General features: G+C 74.4%; 6 protein-coding genes. All 6 read right to left on the reverse strand.

The window, feature by feature from the left end; translation table 11 throughout:
* Nucleotides 1-19 precede the first annotated feature (19 nt).
* Nucleotides 20-1,135, reverse strand: coding sequence for an ABC transporter permease (locus tag ABUL08_RS09280; RefSeq protein WP_350936488.1), 1,116 nt, complete (start codon nt 1,133-1,135; stop codon nt 20-22).
* Nucleotides 1,132-2,676: a sugar ABC transporter ATP-binding protein gene (locus ABUL08_RS09285; RefSeq protein WP_350936490.1), complete on the reverse strand. Its 1,545-nt coding sequence runs from the start codon at nt 2,674-2,676 to the stop codon at nt 1,132-1,134. Before ABUL08_RS09285 ends, ABUL08_RS09280 begins: the two co-directional genes overlap by 4 nt.
* 55 nt (nt 2,677-2,731) lie before the next feature.
* A complete protein-coding gene (locus ABUL08_RS09290; RefSeq protein WP_350936491.1) occupies nt 2,732-3,910 on the reverse strand; it encodes an ROK family protein in 1,179 nt (392 codons plus the stop codon).
* Between the two features lie 286 nt (nt 3,911-4,196).
* Nucleotides 4,197-5,273, reverse strand: a complete 1,077-nt coding sequence (locus tag ABUL08_RS09295) for a branched-chain amino acid aminotransferase (protein ID WP_350936493.1) — start codon at nt 5,271-5,273, stop codon at nt 4,197-4,199.
* Between the two features lie 106 nt (nt 5,274-5,379).
* Nucleotides 5,380-5,757 carry a nuclear transport factor 2 family protein gene (locus tag ABUL08_RS09300; RefSeq protein ID WP_350936494.1) on the reverse strand — a complete coding sequence of 126 codons (378 nt, stop codon included), beginning with the start codon at nt 5,755-5,757 and terminating at the stop codon, nt 5,380-5,382.
* The gene (locus ABUL08_RS09305) at nt 5,754-24,209 is read right to left on the reverse strand and encodes a non-ribosomal peptide synthase/polyketide synthase (protein ID WP_350936496.1); all 18,456 of its coding nucleotides are present in this window, start codon (nt 24,207-24,209) and stop codon (nt 5,754-5,756) included. Before ABUL08_RS09305 ends, ABUL08_RS09300 begins: the two co-directional genes overlap by 4 nt.
* Nucleotides 24,210-24,217: the final 8 nt, after the last annotated feature.

The raw sequence follows: 24,217 nt of genomic DNA on the forward strand, positions 1-24,217 counted from the left end.
CGGCCGGCGCCACCGGGGATCAACTCGTGGTGGCCCGGTTGCGGCCGAGGAACTGGGTGAGGCTGCGGAACTGCACCTGCTGGACCAGGACGGCGCCGACGATGATGCCGCCCTTGACCATGTTCTGGGCCTCGGTGGAGAGGCCGTTGATGGCGAAGAGGTTGGTGATGGTGGAAAAGATCAGCACCCCGAGCAGGGAGCCGACGATGGTGCCCCGGCCGCCGCTGAGCAGCGTGCCGCCGATGATGGCCGCCGCGATGGCGTCCAACTCGTACAGGTTGGCCATGGCGGCCTGCGCCGAGTTGGCCTGGGCGGTCAGCATGATCGCCGCGATGCCGCAGCACAGGCCGGAGAGCGCGTACAGCAGCAGGGTGTGCCGGCGGACGTTGATGCCGGCCAGCCGGGCCGCCTCCGGGTTGCCGCCGACGGCGACCGTCCGCCGGCCGAACGTGGTCCGGTTGAGCAGCACCCAACCGGCGGCGACCACCGCGGCCAGGATGTAGACCAGCAGCGGGATGCCCAGTGGCGAGGTGCTGGCGATGCCGTTGATGAACTGGTTGTCCGACACCTGGGTCTGCTTGTCGGAGATCTCAGCCGCCAGGCCGCGGGCGGCGACCATCATGGCCAGCGTGGCGATGAACGGCACCAGCCGCCCGTAGGAGATGAGCAGCCCGTTGACCAGGCCGACCGCCAGCCCGACGGTGAGCGCGCTGAAGATCATGCCGCCCGCGCCGTAGCTCTGGGTGGCGACCGTGGTGCACCAGACCCCGGCCAGCGCGACGATCGCGCCGACCGACAGGTCGATGCCACCGCCGATGATCACGAAGGTCATCCCGACGGTGACCACGCCGACCACCGAGGCCAGCTTGAGGATGGTCAACGTGTTGTTCCAGACCCAGTCCGGGTTCGAGTAGAGGTCGGAGCGGGTGGCGGCGCCGATCACGACCAGCACCACCAGCACCGCGACGAGGCCGAGGTTGCGCTTCGCCCCCTCGCCGCCCTCGCCGTTCCACCAGGACAGCCGCCCGGAGCCGGTACGCCCGGTGGCCCGCCGCGTCGGTGCCGGGTCGACCGGTGGGGACTGCGCCGGCAGGCCCGCCGCCGGGTGCGACGTCGCGGTCTCCGTGTCGCTCATGCCGGCGCTCCTTCCATCAGTGACCCCGCCATGACGAGGTCGAGCACGGTGCTCTCGTCCAGTTCGCCGGCCGGCGCCTCGCGCACCATCCGGCCCTCGCGCATGACCAGCACCCGGTCGGCTAGACCGAGCACCTCGGGCACCTCGCTGGAGACCAGCAGCACCCCGACGCCCCGGGCGGCCAGCTCCCGGATCACGCGGTACAGCTCGGCGCGGGCGCCGACGTCCACGCCGCGGGTCGGCTCGTCGAGCAGCAGCAGCCGGGTGTCGCCGAGCAGCCATCGCCCGACCACCACCTTCTGCTGGTTGCCGCCGGAGAGGGTGCGCACCGGCCGGCGCACGTCGCCGGGGGTCAGCTGGAGGCTGCCGGTGATCCGCTCCGCCTCGGCCCGTTCTCTTGTGGCGTCGGTGAACCCGAGGCGGGCGTACCGGCCGAAGGTGGCGAGCGTGACGTTGCGGTGGATGGGCTCGCCGAGCAGCAGCGCCTGGCTCTTGCGCTCCTCGGGGGCCATTCCCATGCCGGCTCGTACCGCGGCGCCGACGCTGCCGGGGCGCAGCGCCCGGCCGGCCATCCGGATCGTGCCGGTGTCGGCCCGGCGGGCGCCGAAGATCGTCTCGAGCAGCTCGGAGCGGCCGGAGCCGACCAGTCCGGCGATCCCGACGATCTCGCCGGCCCGGACGTCGAGCGACACGTCGGCGAACTCGCCGGCCCGGCTGAGCCCTTCCACCCGCAGCAGTTCATCGCCGGCGGTGGTGTCGGCGGGCCGGTCGGGGAAGACGTACTCGATGGTCCGCCCGGTCATCCTCGCGACGAGGTCGCGGGTCGGGGTGTCGCGCGCCGGCAGGTTCGCCGCGGTGGTCCGGCCGTCCTTCAGGACGGTCACCCGGTCGCCGATCTCGCGGATCTCCTCCAGCCGGTGCGAGATGTAGATGACCGCGATGCCCTGGGCGGTGAGTTCCCGGATGATCCGGAACAGGTTCTCCACCTCGTCGTGGGCCAGCACCGCGCTCGGCTCGTCCATGACGATCAGTCGGGCCTCGTGCGACAGCGCCCGGGCCATGCTGACCACCTGCTTGCCGGCTGCCGGCAGCGACCGCACCAGCCGGTTCGGCGGGATCTCGCCGTGGCCGAGCCGGGCGAGGATCTGCGCGGTACGCCGGGCCATCCGCCCTCGTCGGACGAAGCCGACCACCTTCGGCTCGTGCCCGAGGAACGCGTTCTCCGCCACCGACAGGTCCTCGACCAGGTCGAGTTCCTGATAGATGGTGGCGATGCCGGCGCGCATGGCGGCCTGCGGGTTGGCGAAGGTGGCCGGCTCGCCGTGCCACTCCACCCGGCCGGAGTCCGGTCGGTGCACCCCGGCGAGCACCTTGATCAGGGTGGACTTGCCCGCGCCGTTCTGCCCGAGCAGGCAGTGCACCTCGCCGGCGCGCACCTGCAACTGGACCCCGTCGAGCGCCCGTACTCCGGGGAAGGTCTTCACCACGTCGGTGAGGCGCAGGACCACCTCGCCGGGGACGGCCTCGGCGGGGGCGGTCACCGGGTCACCTCGATTCGCGGCCGCCGCGCTCGCCGGGCCGGCTCGCACCGCGCGCTCACGACGCCTCGCCGAAGGCGATGTCGCTGGCCAGGACGGCAGCCCCGGCCACGCCGGCCCGGGCGCCCAGCTCGGAGAGGACGACCGGCAGGTTTCCGGTGGCCAGCGGCAGTGAGCGGCGGTAGACCACACTGCGGATCTCGGCGAGCAGAACGTGGCCCAGCTGGGCCAACCCGCCGCCGATCACGATCATCGACGGGTTGGTGAAGCTGACCAGCCCAGCCAGTACCCGCCCGACCTGCCGGCCGCCGTCGCGGATCAGTTGGATGCAGGTGACGTCGCCCTCGGCGGCACCCTCGGCCACGTCCCGGGCGGTGAGCACGCTGCGGGCGGCGAGCCGCTCGACCAGCGCCGGAGCGGTGCCGGCCCGGGCGGCGGCGGTGGCCTCGCGGGCCAGCGCGGCACCGCTGAACACCGCTTCGAGGCAGCCGGCGTTGCCGCAGGAGCAGATGGGACCGTGCGCGTCCACCTGGATGTGGCCGATGTCCCCGGCGCAGCCGTCGGTGCCCCGGTAGACCTCGCCGCCGAGGTGGATCCCGCACCCTATCCCGGTGCCGATCTTGACGAAGAGGAAGTCGTCGACCGAGTGGGCCACCCCGCCGTGCCGCTCCCCGAGGGCCATGATGTTCACGTCGTTGTCGACCACCGCGGGGCAGCCGTGCTCCCGGGTGAGCAGCTCGCGCACCGGGAACCGGTCCCAGCCCGGCATGATCGGCGGGGAGACCGGCACGCCGTCGCGGAAGCTCACCGGGCCGGGCACCCCGATGCCCACCGCGTGGAGCGTCTCGTACGCCCCGTCGGCCCTGGCCTTGTGCAGCAGGTCGTTGACCCGGTGCAGGATGACCTTCGGTCCGGAGCGGATGTCGGCGACCTCCGAATAGGCGGCGACGGGCTCCAGCCGGCCGTTGACCACTTCGACGTCGATCGAGCTGGCGCCCAGGTCGACGGCGGCGAACCGGAGCCGGGGGTCGAGTTCGACCAGGGTGGAGCGTCGTCCGCCCCGGGAGGCCGCGAGCCCCGCTTCGGCGACCAGACCGAGGGCGACCAGGCGGTCGAGTTCGGCCAGGAGTCGCGGGCGGGGCATCTGCAACCGGTCGCCGAGTTCCGCCCGGGACACCGGGCCCTCGTCGCGCAGCAGCCGCAACAGCCGCAGGTGCAGGGGGTCTGCCGTCCGCACGGGGCTCACCTCCGCATCGGATGTTTCCATCGACGGTCCGTCGATGGGTGGTGTCCGACACAGTAGGAGGCTTCCGCGTCACCTGTCCATAGCTTCAGTCGATCTGACGGCAACTTTTGTACGTTGATACAAAAGATGGGAGTGGATCAAGGCCATCCACGTCTGCGCGGCACGGCTGGAGCCGTCGCCTTGCGCGGGCCTCGACCGGACGAGGCGGCCCGGCCGGCGGGGCAGCGGGGCGTACGGCCCCCGCCGTCGCCTGCTGCCCCGTCCGGTCCAGCGGCTGTCACCCGTGGAGACCACCGGTGCTCACCGGGTACATCCAGCCGTCCGGGTCCGGGGCCTTGCCGTGGTGCAGGTCGAGCAGCGCCTCGCGCAGCCGCATGGTGACCGGGCCGGGTGCCCCGTCGCCGACCGTCCACTCGGTGCCGCCGTCGCGCACGGCACCGACCGGTGTCACCACCGCGGCCGTGCCGCAGGCGAAGACCTCGGTGATGGTGCCGTCGGCGCACTCCTGCCGCCACTGCGAGACGGACAGGCGCGTGGTGCCGCTGCGGTAGCCGAGCCGGGTGGCGAGGGTGAGCAGGGTGTCCCGGGTGACGCCGGGCAGGAGGGTGCCGGTCAGCTCGGGGGTGAGCACCTCGGCGTCGGCGCCGCTGCCCCGCACGAAGAACAGGTTCATCCCGCCGAGTTCCTCGACCCAGCGTCCCTCCACGGCGTCGAGCCAGACCACCTGGTGACAACCCTGCATCTGTGCCTCACGCTGGGACAGGAACGCCCCCGCGTAGTTGGCGGCGCACTTGACGTCGCCGGTGCCGCCGGGGAAGGCCCGGGCGGTGTCCCGGCTCACCCACACCCGCACCGGCTCGACGGCACTGCCGAAGAACCCGCCCGCCACGAAGGCCATCATCATGAAGGTGTACTCGTTCGCGGGCCGGAGCATCAGGTTGGCCTCGCTGGCGAAGAGCAGGGGGCGCAGGTAGAGGCTGACGTTCGGGTCGTCGCCGATGTGGTGGCCGTCGGCGGCGACGACCGCGTCGACCGCCTGGAGGAACATCTCCTCGGGCACCTCCGGCATCGCCAGCCGACGCGCGGAGCGCTGGAACCGCAGGGCGTTGTCCCGAGGCCGGAACACCGCCATGGAGCCGTCGACCTGCCGGTGGGCCTTCAGGCCCTCGAAGACCACCTGGCCGTAGTGCAGGCCGATCATGCCGGGGTGCATGGCGAAGGTCGTCAGCGGGCCGCGGGTGGCCGGGCCCCAGCCGGTGGCCGGGGTCCAGGTCGCGGAGACGAGGGTGTCGGTGAACTGCGCACCGTGCTCGACGTGCGGGAGCCGGGAGACGGGGGCTTGGGTCTGGGTCATGGTGCTCAGTGCTCCTCAGGGTCGGTGGTGCCTGGGCGCGCGGGACGTACGGGCGCGGACGCGGGTGGGTGGGGCCCGGCGGGACTGCGGTGGACGGTGCCGGGACTCAGACGAGCGGGGCGGAGAAGTAGGTCTCCCGGCGGCTGATGGCACCGGATGCGTCGAACTCGAAGAAGTCGGCGAAGCGCAGGTCGATCGGTGATCCGTCCAGGGCCACGCCCCGGAACCCGCCGTGGGCGGCGACACCGTCCCCGTCGGCGATCACCGCGTCGAGGGTGTGCACGCCCGATCGGATGGGTCGCAGCTCGCAGTAGAAGTGGGCGATCCGCTCCCGGCCGACCATCGGTGGGTGGCCGGGGCGGTGATAGAGGGCGTCGGGGGCGAACAGCGCGACCGAAGCCAGCAGGTCGCCGGTGTCGATGAGACCGAAGTAGTCCCGCACGGTCCGGGCGTGAAGCTCGGGATGGACGACGGTGTCAGTCATCGTGCTTCTCCTTTCGGGGTGGCCGGTCCGGGGGTGGAGCCGGTCGCCCGGCCGGCGTTCGGCATGGTGGTCAGGTGGGCGGCCAGGACCGGCCCGATGTGGGCCAGCGCCGCCGGGCTCGTCATCAGCCCGTGGGAGAACGGCACCGGATGCACCTCGACGTGTCGTGCGCCGTGTGACGGCCACCGTCGCGCCGCGGTGGACCCGGCGGCGGTGAACAGCAGCAGGTCCCCGTCGAAGGGGGGCGAGGCGACCGACCGGGTCAGGTTCACGTGCGCGACGAAGACGCGCAGCACCGACGCGGCGGTGGCACCCAGGGAGTCCAGGTCCAGCTCGGTCAGGGCGTCGAGCGTCAGCGGACCGTCGGGCACCGGCCGACCCAGCGAGTCCAGCACGGCGGCGACCGCCGCCGGGTCGTCGGGGCGCAGCGGCGCGGCGTCGGGGTCGACGTCGAACGGGTACGCGTCCAGGAGGGCGAGCAGCGCCACCTCCTCCCCCGCCGCGCGGAGCCGGGCGGCGATCCCGTGCGCGAGCGCGCCGCCGAAGGACCAACCGAGCAGGTGGTACGGGCCCGACGGCTGGACGGCGCGGATCTCGGCGAGGTGGTACGACACCAGCGCGTCCAGGTCGTCGGTGTGCCGGTGCGGGTCGGCGAGCGCGGGCGACTGCAGCGCGTACAGCGGCCGGTCGGGAAGGTGCCCGCGCAGCCCGGAGTAGACCCAGCCGAAGCCGGCGGCCGGGTGGACGCAGAACAGCGGCGGTGTGCCGCCGTCCACGCGCAGCGGGAGCATCGTCGCCAGCGGGTCGGCCCAGGTGTCGAGCTGCTCGGCCAGCCGGGCCACGGTCGGCGCCTCGAACAGCGACCGCACACTGACCTGGCCGCCCAGGTCCCGGGAGATCCGCCTGGCCAGCATCGCACCGAGCAGGGAGTGCCCGCCGAGGGCGAAGAAGTCGTCGTCGACGGTGACCTCCGGCAGCCCCAGCACCTCGGCGAAGAGACCGCACAGGAGCCGTTCGACGTCGGTGCGCGGCGGTCGGCCGGTGGTGTGGTATTCGGGCGCGGGCAGCGCGGCGCGGTCCAGCTTGCCGTTGGCGGTCATCGGGAGCCCGTCGAGGACCACGACCGCCGAGGGCACCATGTGCTCGGGCAGTTGCCGGGCCAGGTGGTCGCGGATGTCACCGGGCTCCGCCGCACCGACGACGTAGGCGACGAGCCGGCGGTCGCCCGGTCGGTCCTCGCGTACCTCGACGGCCGCGCGGGTGAGTGCGGGATGGCGCAGCAGGGCCTGTTCGACCTCGGCGCGCTCCACCCGGAACCCGCGGATCTTGACCTGGTCGTCGGCCCGGCCCACGAACTCCAACTGGCCGTCGGTGGTCCGCCGGGCCAGGTCACCCGTGCGGTACATCCGCGCGCCGTCGTCGGCGAACGGGTTGGCCACGAACCGTTCGGCGGTCAGGCCCGGCTGCGCCACGTAGCCGTTGGCGAGCCCAGCGCCGCTGAGGTAGAGCTCGCCGACGACGCCGGGAGGAACCGGCTGCAGCGTGGCGTCGAGCAGGTGAGCGGTCTTGTTGGCGACCGGAGCGCCGATCGGCACGGTGCGGCCGGCCGGCCCGTCCTCGCGGGGCACCTCGTACGCGGTGGTCAGGCCCATGCTCTCCGCCGGGCCGTACCCGTTGGCCACCCGCAGCGTGGGCCACTGCCGCATCGCCCTGCTCACGTGGGCCGGCGACGCCGCCTCGCCCGCGGTGACCGCCCAGCGGAGCCCGGCGAAGACCGTGGGGCTCTCGTCGGTCATGAAGTTGAACAGGCTGGCGGACATCTGGAGCATGGTGACTCCGTGCGCGGCGACCAGGTCGGCGATCGCGTGCGGCTCCGGCCGGCTGCCGGGTTGCAGCACGCAGGTGCCCCCGAACAGCAGGGCGCCGAAGAGTTCCAGCGCGAAGGCGTCCCACGACATCGGGGCGCACTGCAGGAAGACCTGGTCGGCGCCGAAGTCGACGTAGGACTGGCCGAGGAAGGTGCCGACCAGCGCGCGGTGCGGGGCCGCGACCCCCTTCGGTCGTCCACTGGAGCCGGAGGTGAACATCACGCAGGCGGTGTCGCCGGGGTCGGCCGGCACGGCGGGTGCGTGGGCCGGGCGGGCGGCGATGACGGCGGCGTCCGTGTCGACCCGCACGTAGCTGACGTCCCCCGCGTCGAGCCGGTCCCGCAGCGCGGACCGGGTGATGATCACGGGGGCGGTGGTGTCGGCGAGCGCGCCGCGCAGCCGCTCGGTGGGGAAGTCCGGGTCCAGCAGCGTGTAACCGGCACCGGTCTTGAGCACGGCGAGGAGGCTGACCACCAGGTCCGGGCCGCGTTCCAGGTGGATGCCGGCGAGGGTGCCCCGCCCGAGCCCCAGCGGGATCAGGTGGTGGGCCAGCCGGTTGGCCTCCCGGTCCAGTTCGGCGTAGCGGATCTTCCGGCCCTCGTGGATCAGGGCGGTGGCGTCGGGCGTCCGGGCCGCCTGCGCGGCCACCAGGTCGTGCAGGCAGCGGTCCAGGGGTACGTCGCGCGCGGTGTCGTTCCACTCCACGAGCAGTCGGTGCCGCTCCTGCGCGGTCAGTACGTCGACGGCGCCGATGCGGACCCCGGGGTCGGCGGCGACGGCGGTGAGCAGCCGCACGAGCCGCTGCCCGATCGCCTCGACGCTGGCGTGGTCGAACAGGTCCCGGGCGTACTCGACGGCGCCGTCGATGCCGGCCGGGGCGCCGTCGTCGTCCCGGTTCTCGCCGAAGGCGAAGGTGAGGTCGAACTTCGCCACGCCGGTCCCGACCGGCTCGGTGCGCACCGTCAGTCCCGGGATCGTCAGCTCGCCGCGCGCGTTGTTCTGCACCACCAGGCTCACCTGATAGAGCGGGTGCCGGGCCGGGGTGCGCGGCGGGCGGACCAGGTCGACCACCGTCTCGAACGGCACGTCCTGGTGGGCGAAGGCGGTCAGGTCGACGTCGCGGACGCGGCGCAGCAGCGTGTCGAAGGTGGGGTCGCCGCTGGTGTCGGTGCGCAGGACCAGCGTGTTGACGAAGAAGCCGACCAGATCGTCCAGGGCGCTGTCGGTACGTCCCGCGACGGGCGTCCCGAGCGGGATGTCGGTGCCCGCGCCGAGCCGGGTGAGGAGCGCGGCCAGCGCGGCCTGCAGGACCATGAAGAGCGTGACCTGGTGGGCCCGGGCCACGGCGGCGAGCCGACCGTGCAGTTCCGCGTCGAGCCGCAGGTCGACGACGCCGCCGCCGGCGCGCGGCTGTGCGGGTCGGGGTCGGTCGGTCGGCAGGTCCAGTTCGTCGGGCAGGTCGGCCAGGGCGCTGGTCCAGTACTGCGACTGGTGGGTGAGCAGGCTGTCCGGGTCGTCCTCGGCGCCGAGCAGGTCCCACTGCCAGAGCGTGTAGTCCGCGTACTGGACCGGCAGGGGCGACCACTGCGGGGACTCACCGGCGTGCCGGGCGGCGTACGCGACGGCCAGGTCCCCCAGCAGGGGACCGGTGGACCAGCCGTCGCAGGCGATGTGGTGCAACGTCAGGAGCAGGACGTGTTCGTCGACGTCCAGTGCGAACAGCTCGGCCCGGATCGGCGCCTCGGTCGCGAGGTCGAACGGGACGCGGGCGGCCCGCTCCAGGGTGCGGCCGAGGTCCGCCTCCGCGCAGGCGCGCAGCGGCACCGTGAGTCGTACCTCGTCGGGCGGGAGGATCCGCTGCCAGGGCAGGCCGTCGGTGGCCTGGAACACGGTCCGCAGCGCCTCGTGCCGGGCGACCACGTCGGTGAGCGCGGCGGCGAGGGTGGCCGGGTCGACCGGCCCGGTGAGGCGCAACGCGAACGGCGCGTTGTAGGTGGCGGCGGGTCCTTCGAGCTGGTCGACGAACCAGAGCCGGCGCTGCGCCGACGACAGCGGCAGGCGGTCCGGGCGGGGCCGGCGGGCGACCGGCGGGCGCAGCTGCTGCTCGTCGTCCAGCCGGTCGGCCAGGCCGGCCACCGTCGGGTGCTGGAACAGCGTCCGGATCGCCAACTCCGCGCCGAGGGCGGTGCGGACCCGGCTGATCAGCCGCGCCGCGAGCAGCGAGTGCCCGCCGAGGGCGAAGAAGTCGTCGTCGACGCCCACCCCGGGCAGCGTCAGCACCTCGGCGAAGAGCCCGCAGAGGATCTCCTCGCGCGGTGTGCGGGGCGGACGTCCGGTGCCGGTGCCGGTGAACTCGGGCACGGGCAGGGCCCGCCGGTCGAGCTTCCCGGTCGGCGTCAACGGGAACGCGTCGACGAGCACGAACGCCTGCGGCACCAGGTGCTCGGGCAGCCGTTCGGCGACGTGGCGGCGCAGGTCGGTCACGCTGACGGCGGTGTCGGCGCGGGCGACGACGTAGGCGACGAGCCGCTTGTCCCCCGGCCCCACCTCGTGCACCACCACCGCGGTACGGGCCACACCGGGATAGCTGCCGACGGTCGCCTCGACCTCCCGCGGTTCCACCCGGAAGCCGCGGATCTTCACCTGGTCGTCGGCCCGGCCGAGGAAGTCCAACACCCCGTCGGCGCGCCAGCGCACCACGTCGCCGGTGCGGTACATCCGCTCGCCGGGCGCGTCGTACGGGTTCGCGACGAACCGCTCCGCGGTCAACGCGGCCTGCCGGACATAGCCGTCGGCCAGTCCGACGCCGGACATGTACAGCTCGCCGGCGACCCCGACCGGCACGGGTCGCAGCGCCTCGTCGAGGACGTACACCCGCTTGTTGCGGATCGGACGGCCGACCGGGACGGTCCCGCGGGCCACGTCGGCCGGCTCGACCGTGTGGCAGGTCGTGAAGATCATGCTCTCGGCGGGCGAGTACCCGTTGACCACGCGGACACCCGGGTACGCCGCCAGCAGCGCGGCGAGGTGCGGCACCGACGCGCGTTCGCCTCCGGTCATCACCTGGTCCACCCCGGTCAGCACGCCCGGGTACTCGTCGAGCAGGAAGTTGAGCAGGCTGGCCGACAGGTGGACGGTGGAGACGTGCCGCCGGGCGATCAGCTCGGCGATCACGGCCGGCTCGGGTTTCCCGCCGGGGTGCAGCACGCAGGTCCCGCCGAACAGCAGCGCCCCGAACAGCTCCAGCGCGAACGCGTCCCAGGAGACCGGCGAGCACTGCAGCACCACCTCGCCCGGGCCGAAGCGGACGAAGTCCTGCCCGTGGAGGGTGCCGACGACGGCCCGGTGCGGGGAGGCGATGCCCTTGGGTCGGCCGGTCGAGCCGGAGGTGAACATGACGCAGGCGACGTCGCCCGGGCGGGCCCGTCGGCCCGGCCGGTCACCGGAGCCGGTCCCGGCGACGGCAGGGTCGACCAGCAGGTCGGCGATCTGTCGGGTGGCCGGGTGGCCGGCGAACCCCACCTGGTCGGTGACCACCAGCGCCACGCCCGCCTGGGCGACGACGGCCGCGAGCCGCTCGGGCGGGAAGTCCGGGTCGAGCATGGTGTATCCGGCGCCGGCCTTCAGCACGCCCAGCACGGCGGCCACCAGTTCCGGCCCCCGCGGCAGGTGCACTCCCACCACGTCGCCGACGCCGATCCCGGCGCGGTCGAGGCCGTGGGCGATCCGGTCGGCGTCGGCGTTCAGCCCGGCGTAGCTGACCGTGCGGTCGCCACACACCAGCGCTGTCGCCGCCGGACGCTCGGCGGCGTGCGCCTCGAACAGCTCGTGCAGACAGGCGTCGGGGACGACGCCGGCGGTGTCGTTCCACTCGTGCAGCAACCGGGTCCGCTCGCCCGGGTCGAACAGGTCGACCGCACCGATGGGCAGGTCCGGGTCGGCGGACAGGGCGGACAGCAGGCGTACCAGCCGGCGGCCGATCGCCTCGGCGGTCGCACGGTCGAACAGATCGGTGGCGTACTCCAGGTAGCCGGCGAGGCCGCCGGGCCCGTCGTCGGGAAGCTGCTCCACGAAGGCCAGCGCCAGGTCGAACTTGGCGACGTCGGCGCCGACCGGCAGGACCTGCGCCCGTACGCCGGGGAACTCGGCCGTGGCCGCGGAGTTGTTCTGCACCGCCAGGTTCACCTGGAACAGCGGGTGCCGGGCGGTCGAGCGCGCCGGGTTGAGCGCCTCGACCAACCGCTCGAACGGCACGTCCTGGTGGGTGTACGCGGCCAGGTCGGTCTCCCGGACCCGGGCCAGCAGGTCCCGGAAGCTCGGCTCCCCGGAGGTGTCGGTCCGCAGCACCAGGGTGTTGACGAAGAACCCCACCAGGTCGTCGAGCGCCTGGTCGGTCCGGCCGGCGACGGGTGAGCCGATCGGCACGTCGGTGCCCGCGCCGAGCCGGGTCAGCAACGCCGCCAGGCCGGCCTGCAACACCATGAACAGGGTGACTCCGGCGTCCCGGGCGAGCCCGGTGAGGGCCCGGTACAGCTCGCCGTCCAGGTGCAGCGTCACCACGTCACCGCGGTGGCTGGGGCGGGCCGGCCGGGGCCGGTCGGTGGGCAGGGTCAGCTCCTCCGGCAGCCCGGCCAGCGCCTCGGTCCAGTACGCCAGCTGGCGCGACAGCAGGCTCTGCGGATCGTCCTCGGCGCCGAGCAGCTCCCGCTGCCACAGCGTGTAGTCGACGTACTGGACGGCGAGTGGAGCCCAGTCCGGTTCGGCCCCGGCCCGTCGCGCCCGGTAGGCGACGGAGAGGTCCCGCAGCAGCGGGCCCAGGGACCAGCCGTCGCTGACGATGTGGTGCAGCATCAGCAGCAGGACGGTGTCGTCGGGCCCGACGGTGAACACCGTGGCGCGGACCGGCGTCCGGTCGGTCCGGCCGAGGTCGTGCGGCGTGGCGACGGCACGGGCCAGGGCGGTGTCGAGGCCCTCCGTGGTGCAGTCCACCATCGTCAGGTCCACCTCGGCGGGCGGCAGGACGACCTGGCTCGGCTCGCCGTCGTGCACCACGAATACCGTCCGCAGCACCTCGTGCCGGGTCACCACGTCGGTGACCGCCGCCGCCAGCGCGGGCAGGTCGACCGGGCCCCGCAGCCGTACGGCCAGCGGCGCGTTGTAGGTGGCGCTCGGCCCGTCCAGCCGGTCCAGGAACCACAGCCGCTGCTGGGCGAAGGAGAGCGGCACCCGTTCCGGGCGGGGTCGCGACCGTACCGGCGGACGTTCCGCCCGGGTGAGCCGGTCGGCGAGCCCGCACACGGTGGGCCACTGGAACACCGCGCGGATCGGCAGTTCGGCGCCGAGGACCGACCTGACCCGACTGATCAGCCGGGTCGCCAGCAGCGAGTGCCCGCCGAGGGCGAAGAAGTCGTCGTCGATGCCGACGCCGGTGAGGCCGAGGACGTCGCCGAAGAGTCCGCAGAGGATCTCCTCGCGGGGATTGCGCGGGCCCCGCCCGGTGGCGTCCGGACCGACCTCCGGGACCGGCAGCGCCCGCCGGTCGAGCTTGCCGTTGGGGGTCAGCGGCAGCGCGGGCAGCGCCACCAGCGCGGCGGGCATCAGGTGGGCGGGCAGCCGCTCCTCGAGGTGCCGGCGCAGGCCCGGGAGCGGGTCGGTGCCCCGCACCGGTACGACGTAGCCGACCAGCCGCCGGTCCCCCGGCCGGTCCTCCCGGACGACGACCGCGGCCTGCGCGACGGCGGGGTGCCGGTGCAGCACCGCCTCCACCTCGCCCGGCTCCACCCGGAACCCGCGGATCTTCACCTGGTCGTCCGCCCGCCCGACGAAGTCCAGCACCCCGTCCGGCCGCCAGCGGGCGAGGTCGCCGGTGCGGTACATCCGCTCGCCGGGCCGGCCGTACGGGTTGGCCACGAACCGCTCGGCGGTCGACGCGGCGCGGTTGACGTAGCCGTTGGCCAGGCCCACGCCCGCCACGTACACCTCGCCGGTCACGCCGGGCGGCACGGGTTGCAGGGCCACGTCCAGCACGTACACCTTCTTGTTGGCCACCGGCGCGCCGATCGGCACGGAGGTCGTGCCCGCCGGGGCGGCGGCGGCCCGGTGCGCCGTCGTCAGGCCCATGCTCTCCGCCGGGCCGTAGCCGTTGACCACTGACAGGTGCGGGAACTGTCGCACCGCTTTCGTCACATGTGCCACGGAGGCTGACTCCCCTGCGGTGATCGCCCAACGCAGCCCCTCGAACGCCGTGGGGTACTCGTCGAGCAGGAGGTTGAAGAGGCTGGCCGACATCTGGAGCATGGTCACGTCGTGCGCCGCGGTGAGGGCCGCGATGGTGTCCGGCTCCGGCCGCTGCCCGGGGTGCAGCACGCAGGTGGCACCGGTCAGCAGCGCGCCGAACAGCTCCAACGCGAAGCCGTCCCACGACACCGGGGCGCACTGGAGGAACACCTGGTCGGCGTCGAAGTCGACGTAGGACTGGCCGAGGAAGGTGCCGGCCAGCGCGCGGTGCGGCGCCACGATCCCCTTCGGGCCGCCCGTGGAGCCGGAGGTGAACATGACGCAGGCCGGGTCGGTCGGGACGGCCCGCGCCCCGACGGGTGCCGCCGGTCCGCTGAGGGTGTCGGGCCGGACCACGGTGGTGGGCAGGCCGGCGAGCAGGTCGCCGTCGGCGGCGGAGACGACCAGCGGGATGCCGGTGTCGGCGACCACGTCCCGCAGCCGGCCGGCCGGGAAGGCGGTGTCCAGCAGGGTGTACGCACCACCGGCTTTGAGGACGCCGAGCAGCGCCGCCACCAGGTCCGGCCCGCGGTCGAGGTGGACCCCGACGATGACGTGCGGGCCGACGCCGAGGCGGACCAGGGCGTGGCCGATGCGGTTGGCGGCGGCGTCGAGCGCGGCGTAACTGAGCGCCCGTCCCTCGGACAGGAGCGCGGTGGCGTCGGGGCGGGCGGCGACCTGCCGCTCGAACAGCTCGACCAGCGTGCGATCCAGGGGCGCGTCGGCCTCGGTGGCGTTCCAGTCGGTCAGGACCAGCCGGCGCTCGGCCGGGTCCAGCAGCTCCACCGCACCGATCGGGCGGTCGGGGTCGGCCAGCACGGCCGACACCAGCCGGGTCAGGGCGTCCGCCGTGGTCTGTGCGGTGGACCGCTCGAACAGGTCGGTGGCGTAGTCGAGCGAGCCGGTGATGCCGTCCGACCCCTGGGTGAGCGTGAGGGTCAGGTCGAACTTGGCGACCGGCACCTCGACGGGCTCGGGCGCGCACTCCAGGCCGGGCAGGTCGAGGTCGCGGCCGGCGCTGTCGGTCAGCACCAGCATCACCTGGAACAGCGGATGCCAGGACGACGACCGGGTCGGGTTGACGGCCTCGACGACCCGTTCGAACGGCACGTCCTGGTGGGCGTACGCGGCGAGGTCGGTCTCCCGGACCCGGCCGAGCAGGTCCCGGAAGGTCGGATCGCCCGAGGTGTCGGTACGCAGCACCACGGTGTTGACGAAGAACCCGACCAGATCGGTCAACGCCTCGTCGGGCCGTCCGGCCACGGGGCTGCCGATGGGCACGTCGGTGCCGGCGCCCAGCCGGGTGAGCACCGCCGCCAACGCCGCGTGCAGCACCATGAACGGCGTGACCCGGGCCGCGCGGGCGAGGGCGGCGATGCGGTGGCAGGTGTCGGCGGTGAACCGTACCGGCACCGATCCCCCGGCCACGCCGGCGACCGGTGGCCGGGCCCGGTCGGTGGGGACCACCGGCGCGTCGGGCAGGCCGTCGAGTGCGGCGGTCCAGTACCGCAGCTGGCTGGCGGTCACGCTCTCCGGCTCGTCGGCCGCGCCGAGCAGCAGGTCCTGCCAGGCGGCGTAGTCCGCGTACTGCACCGGCAGCGGCGGCCAGTCGGGGGCGGCACCCGCGCGGCGGGCGGCGTAGGCGGTGGCGAGGTCGCGGGTCAGCGGCCCGACCGACGAACCGTCGCACGCCACGTGGTGCAGCAGCAGCAACAGCACCGTCTCGGTGCCCACCTCGAAGACGGTCACCCGGATCGGCAGCTCGGCGGCCAGGTCGAACGGGTGGGTGCGGGCGCGGCCCAGGGCGGCGGGAAGCTCGCCGGGCGGGCAGGTGACGACCTCGACCACGGGCGACACCCCGGTCAGCGTGCGGGGCTGCGGCTGCCCGTGCACCGACGGGAGGACGGTCCGCAGCACCTCGTGCCGGTCCACCAGGTCGGCGAGCGCGTGGACGAGCGCGGCCCGGTCGAGCCGGCCGCGCAGCCGGTACGCCAGCGGCACGTTGTAGGCCTCCGGGCGGTCGATCTCGCGGAGGAACCACATCCGCCGCTGCGCGTGGGAGATCGGGACGACGGCCGGGTCGGTACGGCGCCGCAGCGCCGGCCGGCGTGCCGCCGCCGTGTCGAGCATCCGGGCCAGGCCGGCCACGGTCGGCGTCCGGAACACCGTGCGGATGTCCACCTCGGCGGCGAACGTGGCCCGTACCCGGGCGATGAGGCGGGCGGCGAGCAGCGAGTGTCCGCCCAGGGCGAAGAAGTCGTCGTGCCGGCCCACCTCCGGCAGGCCGAGGATGTCGGCGAAGAGTCCGCACAGGATCGCCTCACGGGCGTCGGCCGGTGGCTGGACGGCACTCGTGCCGGGGTCGGCGGCGGGTGCGGGCAGCGCGGCCCGGTCCAGCTTGCCGTTGGGCGTGACCGGCAGGGCGTCGAGCAGCACGACCGCGCTGGGCACGAGATGTGCCGGCAGGAGGTCCCGGGTGTGGTCGCGCAGGGCCGCCGGGGTGGGTGCCGGGCCGGGTCGGGTGACGACGTACGCGGTCAGCCGCGGATCCCCGGGCCGGTCCTGGCGGACCACCACGGCGGCCTGCGCGACGGCCGGATGCCGGGTCAGGGCGGCCTGCACCTCGCCCGGCTCCACCCGGAAGCCGCGGATCTTCACCTGGTCGTCGGCGCGCCCGACGAACTCCAGGACCCCGTCGGCGCGCCAGCGCACCAGGTCGCCGGTGCGGTACATCCGCTCGCCCGGAGCGCCGAACGGGTGGGCGACGAAGCGGGTCGCGGTGGTGCCGGGCTGGTTCACGTACCCGTCGGCGAGCCCCACACCGGCCATGTACAGCTCGCCGACGACGCCGACCGGCACCAGGGCGAGCCGGTCGTCGAGCACGTGGACCCGCTTGCCGGCGATCGGACCGCCGACCGGGATCGAGGCGCGGTCGGCGTCGTCCCGGGCCACCCGGTGGCACACCGTGAAGATCGTGTTCTCGGCCGGTGAGTAGCCGTTGACCAGACGCAGGTCGGGGTGCCGGTCCAGCAGCCGGGCGACGTGCTCGACGGAGGCCGCCTCGCCCCCGGTCATCACCTGGCGGACCCGGTCGAACACGGTCGGGTACTCGTCGATGAGGAAGTTGAGCAGGCTGGCGGAGACGTGCAGGGTGGTCACCGCGTGCTCCGGCACCAGTCGGGCGATCACCTCGGGTCGGGGTGCGCCGCCGGGTTGCAGGACGCAGGTGCCACCCGTCAGGAGTGGCCCGAACAGCTCCAGCGCGAAGGCGTCCCAGGACACCGGGGCGCACTGCAACCACACCTCGGTCGGCCCGAAGTCGACGTAGGACTGGTGCAGCAGGGTGCCGAGCACGGCCCGGTGCGAGGTCAGGATCCCCTTGGGGCGTCCGGTCGAGCCGGAGGTGAACATGACGCAGGCGGGGTCGTCGGGGCCCACCGGCACGCCGGGCCAGGTCTCGCACCCGTCGTCGTCCGGGTCGGCGGGCGGTACGCACCGCACACCGTCCAGGTCGGCACCGTCGTGGGTGACCACCAGCGGCGCGCCGGTCTCCGCGAGCACCGCGCGGCGACGCCGCGCCGGGAAGTCCGGGTCGAGCATGGTGTACGCCGCGCCGGTCCGGAGCACGGCCAGCACCGCGACGACCAGGTCCGGTCCCCGGTCGAGCTGGACGCCGACCACGGTGCCCCGGCGGGCACCCGCGGCGGCCAGCCGTCGGGCCAACCGGCCGGCTCGGGCGTCGAGGTCGCCGTAGCTGACCCGGTGACCGTCGAAGATCAGGGCGGTCGCGTCCGGGTCGGCGACGGCGACGGCGGTCACCGTCTCGTGGAGGGTGCCGGACGGCGCCGGTGCGGTGGTGTCGTTCCAGGTGTGCAGCAGCCGGTCCCGTTCGGCGGTGTCCAGCAGGCCGACGGCACCGATCCGGGTGTCCGGTGCGACGGCGACCTGGTCGAGCAGCCGCACCAGACGGGCCGCGAAGGCCGCCACGGTGGACGGGTCGAACAGCGCGCCGGGGAACTCCACCACGCCGGTGAGGCCGGCGGCGGATCCGTCGGTGGACCGGCACTCCCGCAGCTCGACGTTCAGGTCGAACTTGGCCGTGCCGGTGCGGACCGGCTCCAGCCGGGCCGGCGCCGCACCGAGGTGCACCTCGCCGTCGGCGGTGTTCTGCAGCACCAGCATGATCTGGAACAGCGGGTGCCACGCGGTGGAGCGGGGTGGGTTGACCGCCTCGACCACCCGGTCGAACGGCACGTCCTGGTGGTCGAACGCGGCGAGGTCGGTGGCGCGGACCCGGCCCAGCAGCTCCCGGAACGTCGGGTCGCCCGTCGTGTCGGTGCGCAGCACCAGGGTGTTGACGAAGAACCCGACGAGGTCGTCGAGCGCCGCGTCGGTACGCCCGGCGACCGCCGTGCCGATCGGGACGTCGGTGCCCGCGCCGAGGCGGGTGAGCAGGGCCGCCAGGGCCGCCTGGAGGACCATGAACAGCGTGACGTTGCCGGCCCGGGCGAGGTCGGCGAGGTGGGCGTGGGTCTGCGGGGAGATCCGCAGCGCGACGGTGTCGCCCGCCGTGGCGCCGTCGGCCGGCCGGGGGTGGTCGGTGGGCAGCACGGGCGATCCGGGCAGCCCCGCCAGCGCGGTGCTCCAGAACCGCAGCTGTGCGTGGAGCAGGCTGTCCTGGTCCGTCTCGTCGCCGAGCAGGGCGTGCTGCCAGCGGGCGTAGTCGGTGTAGCGGGCGGGCAGCGGCGCCCACTCCGGCACGGTTGCGGCGTGCCGCGCCGCGTAGGCGGTGGCGAGGTCGCGTACCAGGGGTGCCATCGACCAGCCGTCGGACGCGATGTGGTGCAGGACCAGCACCAGCACCGAGTCGCCGTCGTCGAGTTCGATCAGGGTGGCGCGCAGCGGGGTCTCGTCGGCGAGGACGAACCGGTGGCGGGCCACCCGGGCCACGACCTGCGCGGCTTCCGCCGCCGGGGCGGCGACGACGTCCAGCACCGGCCGGACGTCCTGCGGGGCCGGCACCACCGGGTACGGTTCGCCGTCCACCGCCGGGAAGAGGGTGCGCAGCGGTTCGTGGCGGGCCATCACGTCGCCGAGCGCCGCGCGCAGCGCGTCCGGGTCGAGCCGGCCGCCGACCCGGACCGCCTGCGGCGCGTTGTAGGTGCGGCCGTCGTCGTCGGTCTGGTCGAGGAACCACACCCGGCGCTGCGCGTGCGACAGCACCGGCGGCGCGTCCGGCGGCCCGGCGCTGACCGCCGGCCGCGCGGCGGCGGCCCCGTCGAGCCGGACGGCCAGGTCGGCCACGGTCGGCGCGGCGAAGAGCGCGGCGAGGGGCACCTCCACCCCCACCGTGGCGCGGATGCGGCTGACCAGCCGGGTTGCCAGCAACGAGTGTCCGCCGAGGGCGAAGAAGTCGTCGTCGACGGTCACCGCGGGCAGCCCCAGCACCTCGGCCACCAGGCCGCAGAGGATCTCCTCGCGCGGGGTGCGGGGCGCCCGACCCGCCGACGCGGCGGCGAAGTCCGGGGTGGGCAGCGCGGCCCGGTCCAGTTTGCCGTTGGCCGTGCGGGGCAGCTCGGTCAGCAGGACCACGGCGGAGGGAACGAGGTGACCGGGCAGCAGCTCCGCCGCGTGGGACCGTACCTCGGCGGCGGTCACCGACCGGGCGACCACGTAGGCGACCAGTCGGTTGCCGTGCGCGGCGTCGGCGAGCGCCACCACGGCCGCCTGGCTGATCGCCGGATGGGCGGTCAGGGCCGCCACCACCTCCGCCGGTTCCACCCGGAAGCCGCGGATCTTGACCTGGTCGTCGACCCGGCCCAGGAATTCGAGGACCCCGTCGGCCCGGCGCCGGGCCAGGTCGCCGGTGCGGTACATCCGCGCCCCGGCCGGACCGGACGGGTCAGCGACGAACCGTGCGGCGGTCTGTCCGGGCTGGTCCAGGTAGCCCACGGCGAGACCGACACCGGCCACGTACAGCTCGCCGGCCACGCCGGGCGGGACCTGGCGCAGGTCGCCGTCGAGGACGTACGCCCGCTTGTTCGCCACCGGAAGGCCGATCGGTACGGTCGCGCCGGTGACCTCGGTGACGTCGTCGAGCGGGTGCCAGGTGGTGAACCCGAGACTCTCGGCGGGTCCGTAACCGTTGACCACCACCAGCCCGGGCCACCGGGCCAGCGCGGTGGCGACGTGCCCCGGTGAGGCCGGCTCCCCGCCGGTGAAGACCCGCCGCACCCCGTCGAACGACCGTGGATACTCGTCGATGAGGTGGTTGAAGAGGCTGGCGGAGGTCTGCAGCATGGTGACCCCGTGCGTGGCCACCAGTTCGGTGATCCGTTCGGGGTCCGGCCGGCCGTCGGGGTGCAGCACACAGACGCCACCGAACAGCAGCGCCCCGAACAGTTCCAACGCGAACGCGTCCCAGGACACCGGGGCGCACTGGAGGAACACCTCTGCCGGGCCGAAGTCGGCGTACCGCTGGCCCGCGTAGGTGCCGACCAACGCCCGGTGGGCCGCGACGACCCCCTTGGGTGCTCCGGTGGAGCCCGAGGTGAACATGACGCAGGCCGGGTCGTCGGGTCCGACGGCGACGACCGGCGGCGTGGCGGGGCCGTCCTGCGCGGGCACGTCGTCGAGGTGCAGCAGTCGGGTGGTGGCGGGCAGGCGGCCGGCGGCCGGCAGCCGGGTGACCACGAGCGGCGTCAGCGCGGCGACCGCGGCGATCCGGGCGGCGGGGAACGCCGGGTCGAGCAGGGTGTACGCCCCACCGGCCTTGAGCACCGCGAGCAGCGCCACCACGAGGTCGACACCGCGTGCGAGGTACACGCCGACGACGACGCCCGGCCGTACCCCGGCCTGGACCAGTCGGTGCGCGAGCCGGTTCGCGCGGGCTTCCAGCTCCCCGTAGGTCAGCCTCGCGTCCCCGGTGACCAGGGCGGTGGCGTGCGGGGTCCGCGCCGCCTGCGCGGTGATCAGGTCGTGCAGGCACCGGGCGGGGTACGGGGCGTCGGTGTCGTTGACGTCGGTCAGGACCGCCCGCTCGGCGGAGGAGAGCAGGTCCAGGTCGCCGATCGGCCGCTCCGGGTCGGCGGTGAGCACCGCCGCCAGCCGCTCGGCCAGCGCGGCGACGGTGGCGTGGTCGAACCGGTCGGTGGCGTACTCCAGCACACCGGTGATGCCGGCCGGCCCGCCGTCGGCGGTGTGCTGCTCGGCCACGTCGAGCATCAGGTCGAACTTGGTCGCCGCGGGCCGGATCTCCGTCACCGTGGCGTCCACGCCCGGCACGGTCTCCGTCCCGGTCGCGTTCTGCAGCACCAACAGCACCTGGAACAGCGGGTGACGGGCCGGGTGACGGTGCGGGTTCACCGCTTCGACGACCTGGTCGAACGGGACGTCCTGGTGGGCGAAGGCGGCCAGGTCGGTGTCCCGGACCCGGTCGAGCAGCCGACGCAGGGACGGGTCGCCCGACGTGTCGGTGCGCAGCACGAGGGTGTTGACGAAGAAGCCCACCAGGTCGTCGAGGGCGACGTCGGAGCGGCCGGCCACGACCGTGCCGACCGGCACGTCGGTGCCGGCGCCGAGCCGGGTGAGCGTCGCGGCGAGCCCCGCGTGCAGCACCATGAACACCGTGGCGCGGGCGGCCTGGGCGACCTCGACGAGCCGGGCGTGCAGGTCCGCGGGCAGCCGGAAGGGCACCGTGCCGGCCGCGTGGGTCGGCTCGGCGGGACGCGGCCGGTCCGCGGGCAGCGGGATCTCGGCGGGGACGCCGTCGAGACGGTCGCGCCAGTACGCGAGCTGCCGCTCCGCGAGCCCACCGTCGAGCACGTCCCGCTGCCAGAGCGTGTAGTCGGCGTAGGCGACCGGAAGGAGATCCCAGTCCGGGGCGTGCCCGGCGAGCCGGGCCCGATAGGCCAGGCCGAGATCGCGCAGCAGCGGACGCATGGACCAGCCGTCGCCGGCGATGTGGTGCAGCACCAGCACGACCAGCGTCTCGTGCGGTGCCTGCAGCACGGTGACCCGCAGCGGGGACTCACTGGCCAGGTCGAACGCCTCGGCCGCCTCGGCCCGGACGGTCGCGTCGGGGTCGGGGCCGGCCGGCGCGGTCCGCAGCCGGGGGGACACCGACGCGACGTCCGCCACGCGTTGGCGGGGGCGCCCGTCGACGGCGGGGAAGACGGTACGCAGCACCTCGTGCCGTTGCGCCAGGTCCCGGACCGCCGCGTCGAGCGCGACGACGTCGAGCGGGTCCGCCACCCGCACCACGCGGACGAGGTTGTACTTCTCCGGCGCCCGCTCGAACTGGTCGAGGAACCACAGTCGCTGCTGGGCCGCCGAGGGCTCCAGCTCGGCGGGCCGAGGACGGGGGCGCAGTGGCGGGCGGGCCGCCGGTGCCGCCGCGACCACCTCGGCGAGCGTCTCCGGTGTCGCCGCCGCGAACAGGGCCCGGATGTCGATCTCCGCCGTCAGCTCGGCGCGGACCCTGCTGATCAGCCGGGACGCCAGGAGGGAGTGGCCGCCCAGGTCGAAGAAGTCGTCGTCGACGCCGACCACGGGCAGGTCCAGCACGTCGGCGAAGATGGCGCAGAGCGCCGCCTCCGTCGGTGTCCGTGCCGCGCGACCGCGCACCTGCACCGCCGGCGCGGGCAGGGCGGCGCGGTCGAGCTTTCCGTTGGCGGTGATCGGCAGGGCGTCGAGGATCACCACCGCCGCCGGTACCAAATGTTCGGGCAGCCGGGTCCCCGCGTCGGCCCGCAGCTGCGCCGCGCTGGCCTCGGCGTCGGCTGCGAGAACCACGTACGCCGTGAGCCGCCGGTCGCCGGGGCGGTCCTCCCGGACGACGACCTCCGCCTGGCGCACCGCCGGGTGCTGCGTCAACGCCGCCCGCACCTCGCCGGGCTCCACCCGGAATCCACGGATCTTGACCTGCTCGTCGGCCCGGCCGAGGAAGTCCAGCACCCCGTCCGCGCGCCAGCGGACGAGGTCACCGGTGCGGTACATCCGCTCCCCGGGCGCGTCGAAGGGGTTCGCCACGAACCGCTGCGCCGTCGTCCCGGGCTGGTGGATGTACCCGTCGGCGAGCCCGACGCCGGCCATGTACAGCTCGCCGACGGTCCCGACGGGCACCGGGTCGAGGTTGTCGTCGAGCACGTACACCCGTTTGTTGCGCAGGGGGCCGCCCACCGGGATCGCCCGCGCGGTGTCGGCCGGGGCGATCCGGTGGCAGGTGGTGAAGATGGTCGACTCGGCGGGTGAGTAGCCGTTGACGAGGTTCAGGTCGGGGTGGCGGTGCAGCAGTCGGGCCACGTGCGCGACCGAGGCCGGCTCACCTCCGGTCAACACGTTCGCCACCCGGTCGAAGACCGCGGGGTGCTCGTCGACCATGTGGTTGAGCAGGCTGGCCGACAGGTGCAGCACGGTCACCCCGTGCCGCTCGACGAGGTCGGCGATGGTCAGCGGCTCGGGCCGGCCGCCGGGGTGCAGCACGCAGGTGCCGCCGTGCAGCAGCGCACCGAACAGCTCCAGGGCGAAGGCGTCCCAGGACACCGGCGCGCACTGCAACCACACCTGCGCCGGGCCGAACGCCACGAAGGACTGGCCGAGCAGGGTGCCCACGACGGCCCGGTGCGGGGTGGCGATGCCTTTGGGCCGGCCGGAGGAGCCGGAGGTGAACATGACGCAGGCGAGATCCCCGGCGGTGACGGGGACGCCGTCGGCGTCCGGCGCGGCGGGCGACCCGGTGGTGGTCCCGGCGTCGATGCGGATCGTCTCGACGGGCGCGTCGGGCAGCCGGTCGGCCGCGTCGCGGTCGGTGACGACGAGCCGGCAGCGGGCCTCGGCGAGCACGGCGCGCAGCCGGGCCGGCGGGAACGCCGGGTCCAGCAGGGTGTACGCGGCTCCCGCCTTGAGCACGGCGAGCACCGCGACGACCAGCTCGGGTCCGCGTTCGAGGCAGATGCCGACGACCTGACCGCGCCCGGCGACCCGTCGACGTACGCGCGCGGCGAGCAGGTCGGCCCGCTCGTCCAGCTCCCGGTAGCTGAGCCGGTCGGTCCCGGACACCACGGCGGTCGCCGTCGGCGTGCGCGCGGCCTGCTCCGCGATCAGGTCGTGCAGGCACGCGTCGGCCGGGAACACGGCGGCGGTGTCGTTCCAGCCGGCGTCGGGCCACCTCGGCGGGGGTGCCTGGACGTGACCGGGCACCCCCGCCGGTCGGCGCGGGTCGAGGCGGACACCGTCCGTTCCCCGTGGGCCTGTTCCCGTGCCGGCCGGTGCCCCGACGTCGCCGAGCCGCTGCTGTGACTGAGTCACCGTCGACC

Source organism: Micromonospora sp. CCTCC AA 2012012, assembly GCF_040499845.1.
GTDB lineage: Bacteria > Actinomycetota > Actinomycetes > Mycobacteriales > Micromonosporaceae > Micromonospora > Micromonospora mangrovi.